The 4,901-nt window shown below is 26.1% G+C and carries 6 protein-coding genes; all 6 read left to right on the top strand.

Features of this window, described 5'->3' with window-relative positions:
- The coding region (pgeF, locus tag ACERKK_RS11185; protein WP_373773159.1) for a peptidoglycan editing factor PgeF at nt 1-582 on the top strand (582 nt) is incomplete at its 5' end.
- A 317-nt stretch (nt 583-899) separates the two neighbouring features.
- Nucleotides 900-2,156: a malic enzyme-like NAD(P)-binding protein gene (locus tag ACERKK_RS11180; RefSeq protein ID WP_373773158.1), complete on the top strand. Its 1,257-nt coding sequence runs from the start codon at nt 900-902 to the stop codon at nt 2,154-2,156.
- Nucleotides 2,157-2,312: 156 nt separating this feature from the next.
- Nucleotides 2,313-3,146 carry a formyltetrahydrofolate deformylase gene (gene purU, locus ACERKK_RS11175; protein ID WP_373773157.1) on the top strand — a complete coding sequence of 278 codons (834 nt, stop codon included), beginning with the start codon at nt 2,313-2,315 and terminating at the stop codon, nt 3,144-3,146.
- The gene (locus ACERKK_RS11170) at nt 3,146-3,610 is read left to right on the top strand and encodes a tRNA (cytidine(34)-2'-O)-methyltransferase (RefSeq protein ID WP_373773156.1); all 465 of its coding nucleotides are present in this window, start codon (nt 3,146-3,148) and stop codon (nt 3,608-3,610) included. The genes purU and ACERKK_RS11170 overlap by 1 nt, the downstream gene beginning before the upstream one ends.
- A 62-nt stretch (nt 3,611-3,672) precedes the next feature.
- On the top strand, nt 3,673-4,332 hold the full coding sequence (locus ACERKK_RS11165) for a response regulator transcription factor (protein ID WP_373773155.1): 660 nt from the start codon (nt 3,673-3,675) through the stop codon (nt 4,330-4,332).
- Nucleotides 4,322-4,901 (top strand): histidine kinase dimerization/phospho-acceptor domain-containing protein (locus ACERKK_RS11160; protein WP_373773154.1); only part of this gene is annotated, 580 nt, incomplete at its 3' end. The genes ACERKK_RS11165 and ACERKK_RS11160, both read left to right, overlap by 11 nt.

The raw sequence follows: 4,901 nt of genomic DNA, 5'->3' as shown, positions 1-4,901 counted from the left end.
AATAGAAAAAAATTAGCTCTAAAACACAACTATAACTATAAAGACTTAATATCGATGAACCAAACACATGGTAATAATGTAGTTATAGTTGATAAAAACTCTACAAAAATTATTGATGATTGTGATGGAATCATTACGAATGAAAAAGATTTACCTCTTATGGTTATGGTTGCAGATTGTATTCCTATATTATTACATGATGAAAAAAATGATGTAATTGCAGCAATTCATGCAGGACGAAACTCAACTTTTTTAAAAATTGTAGAAATTACAGTACAGAAAATGATACATAATTTTGATACTAAAGCAGAGAATATAAGAGCAGTATTTGGTCCAAGTATTCAAAAATGTTGTTATGAAGTAAGTACTGAGTTAGCAAATATTACAGAAAAATCATTTGGAAAAGAGTTTGTAAATGGAAGAAATATTGATCTTCAAGGTATAAATAAATCTATTTTAGTACAAAATGGAGTTAAAAATATAAAAATTCTCAATAATTGTACAAAATGTTCAAGTAGTGAACACTTCTCTTATAGAAAAGACCATAAAACTGGCAGATTCGCAGGAATAATAAAATTATAATCACAAAATTTATTATTTCAATTTTTGTACAATCACTTTTTTAAACTTAAATAAAATATATAATTGTAGAAGTTATATTTGAATAAATAATTTTATTGATAAATACTTTTAAAAGCCTAAAATATAGTGATTTAATAAGAATATATTATAAAATCACTCAAGATTAAATAATTACTTACTTACATAAAAATTGCATAATTTATTCATAGAAAACTTAAAGTAAACTTTTTTGTATTCTTTATATTCAAATCTATATTTTTAAGTTTCGATTAGTTACTATTTCGAAAATTTTAGAAAGCAGATTTAAAAGGATTAAAATGAGTACAAAAGTTACAAAAGAAGAAGCATTAGAATATCATAAACTTCCAAACCCAGGAAAAGTAGCAATTGCGACAACTACTGTATTACAAACACAAAGAGATTTATCTTTAGCCTACACGCCAGGAGTTGCATTTCCTTGTGAAGAAATTAAAGAAAATCCAGAAGCGGCATATGACTATACATCAAAAAGAAATTTAGTAGCCGTTATTTCAAATGGTACAGCAGTACTTGGTTTAGGAAATATTGGAGCATTAGCATCAAAACCAGTAATGGAAGGAAAAGCTGTATTATTTAAAAAATTCGCAGCTGTTGATTCATTTGATATTGAAGTTGATGAAACTGATATTGATAAATTTTGTGAAATTGTAAAAGCTATTTCTCCAACTTTTGGTGGAATTAATTTAGAAGATATTAAAGCACCTGAGTGTTTTGAAATTGAAAAAAGATTAGTTGAAGAGTTAAATATTCCAGTTATGCATGATGACCAACATGGAACTGCAATTATTACAACTGCTGCACTTATGAATGCAAGTGAAATGATGAATAAAAAAGTTGAAGATATGAAAGTTGTAGTGATTGGAGCAGGTGCTGCTGCTATTGCTTGTTCGACAATGTATAAAGAATTGGGTGTTAAAAACTTAATTATGACGGACTCAAAAGGTGTTATTCATAAAGGTAGAAATGATTTAAATAAATATAAAAAAGATTTCATGTGCGATGAGGACTTAACTTTATTAGAAGCATTTAGGGATGCTGATATGGTTTTAGGATTATCTAAACCTGGAAGTTTTTCAACTGAACATATTGCTGTAATGGCAGAAGAACCAATCATTTTCGCATTAGCAAATCCTACACCTGAAGTTTTCCCTGATGAAATAAAAGCTATTAGACCAAAAGCAATAGTTGGAACAGGAAGATCTGATTTCCCTAATCAAGTAAATAATGTACTTGGTTTCCCATTTATTTTTAGAGGTGCATTAGATGTACAAACTAGAAAAATAAATATGACAATGAAAATGGCAGCTGCACGAGCAATTGCAAACTTAGCAAAACAAGAAATTCCTTCTGAATTAAAATCAATTACTGGTGATTTATCATTTGGAAGAGAATATATTATTCCAGTTCCATTTGATAAAAGATTAATGGTTGAAGTATCTTCAGCAGTTGCAGCAAGTGCAGTTGAGACAGGAGTTGCAAGAATTAAAGAGTTTAATTTAGAAAAATATAGAGAAAAACTATCAAAAATGGTTTAATTCAAACTATTAAAATAAAACAAAATTATTCTCATTTTTAATAAAATGGGAATAATTAGCTCACTTTAAATCCACTACAAAATATATTATCATTTAATTAAGAAGATGGTATCATGCGTTTTTAAAATATAATGAGAATAATATAATAGGGCGACAATGGAAGAATATATACTTTTAATAGACACAGAAGATGCAAAAGGTTTAGTATACAACATCTCAAAAGTACTATTTGCAAATAACTTAAATATAGAACAAAATTCAGAATACGTTGATAAAGAAACAAATAAATTTTTTATGAGAAGTGTAATAACTGGTAATATATCTAAAAATATACTTTTAAAAGAATTAACTGAAGTTTTACCAAAAAATGCAGAAATTAAATTAAATAAAAAAGCTAAAAAAGATGTAGTTATCTTAGCTACAAAAGAGTCTCATGTTTTAGGTGATTTATTAATAAGATATATTGATGGTGAATTAAATGCAAATATTAAAGCAGTAATTGCAAATCATGAAGATTTAAGAGAATTAGTAGAAAAATTCGATATTCCTTTTACTTGTATTAGTGCAGATGGAATGAGTAGAGAAGATCATGAAGATAAAGTAATCCAGAGAATTAATGATTATGAACCAGAAGTAATTGTACTAGCAAAATATATGAGAATATTAACACCAAAATTTGTAGAAACATTCCCTAAAAAAGTGTTAAATATTCATCACTCATTTTTACCTGCATTTATAGGTGCAAATCCATATAAACAAGCTCATAAAAGAGGTGTTAAGATTATTGGGGCAACTGCTCATTATGTTACAAATGATTTAGATGAAGGTCCAATTATTTTCCAAGATGTTGTAAATGTTGATCATACATATTCATGGGAAGATATGAGAAAAGCTGGAAGAAATGTAGAGAAAATTGTTTTATCAAATGCTTTCCAATTATTACTTGATGATAAGGTTTTTGTTCATGGAAATCAAACGGTGATTTTATAATGTTTAATATTGTATTACTAGAACCAAGAATGCCTGGAAATGTTGGAACAATTGGTAGATTAGCATTTGCTATGAATTGTACTTTACATTTAATCAAACCTTATGGTTTTGGAGATATTACAGAAAAAGCAGTAAGACGAGCAGGGCTTGATTATTGGTTTGATCTTGATGTTAGAGAGTATGAAAATATTGAAGAGTTCTGGGAAAAAAATCCATTTTCTAATAAACACTTTTTTGCAACAACTAAAACAAAACAAAACTACTTTGATGCAAAATTCAATGTAGGTGATTATATATATTTTGGAAGAGAAGATGCTGGACTTCCTCAAGAAGTTTTAGATAAGAGCGAAGAAGCTTGTATTACAATTCCTATGACAAATGATGCAAGATCTTTAAATATTGCAAACTCTGTTTCAATTATTGCTTATGAAGCACTAAGACAAAATTTCAAAGACTTTAAATAATATAATTAACAGTATTTTAACTATTAATAATTATAATACGCAAAAAGTCTCAAGGATATTATTTGTATAAAATATTGTTATTAGAAGATGATGAACTTTTTGCTCAAACTTTGGAAGACTTTTTACTTGATGAAGGTTTTAGTGTAGATATTGCCTATGACGGTGATGAATGCCTTGATTTAAATTATGAAAATAATTATGATTTATATATTTTTGATATAAATGTACCCAAGATAAATGGCTTAGATTTACTTGATCAATTAAGAGCATCAGGTGATGAAACACCATCTATTTTTCTTACTTCTTATAAAGACAAGGACACTTTACATAAGGCATTTTTAAAAGGTTGTGATGACTATTTAAAAAAGCCTGTTGATTTAGATGAATTAATCTTAAGAATAAAAGCACTACTAAAACGAAATAAAAAACATTTCGAAACTATAAAAATATCCGATACTATCACTTTTGATCCAAGACTAAAAAGAGTTTATGAAAATGGTGTTGATTTAAATCTATCAATAAAAGTTTATGAACTTTTAGAATTGTTTATTGAAAATAGGGGAGAAATAGTTAGTAAAGAGATGATTATCTCAAAATTATGGAATATTCATGAAAACTATAGTGAAGGCTCTATTAGAGTATATATTAATACTATCAAAAAGTTTTTAGGAAAAGAATCAATTATAAATATAAAAGCAATAGGTTACAAAATTGAATTCTAAAAGAAAAGATTTTTTAATTTCAATCTCTATTGTATTTACATTTACTCTTATTATTATTTTATACTTACATTATGTCTTAATCTCAATTTTTGGTTTAAATCAAGAGAATTTTATTCTTATAATTATTCCTTTACTTATTTTTGGATTAGGGATATTTTTATCATTTACTTCTTCGATTTTAAGTCCATTATTTAAAAGTGATGAAAATCTTCAAAAAAATATAAAAGAAACACTTCATGAATTAAATATTCCAGTTTCAACGATTAAGATGAATATTCAACTTTTAGAGAGAAAAATTGATGATGAAAAAAGTCTAAAAAGATTAAATCGTATAAAAGAAGCTTCTAATAATCTTTTAAAACTATATGATAATATGGAATATAATATAAAAAAAGAGATAGACAAAATAGAAAAACAAGAAGTTTATTTAGATGATATTATAAAAAAAAGTATTTCAAAATTTGATGATATAAAAAAAGATATAAATATTACTGTTGATATAGAAAATATTTTAATACTAACTGATATAAATGGCTTTGAAAAAACACTTGATAATCTAATTTCAAATG

This window comes from Poseidonibacter sp. (genome assembly GCF_041821165.1).
GTDB lineage: Bacteria > Campylobacterota > Campylobacteria > Campylobacterales > Arcobacteraceae > Poseidonibacter.
Note: the sequence above shows the minus strand (reverse complement) of the source record. Positions and strands in the feature narration are given on the sequence as shown.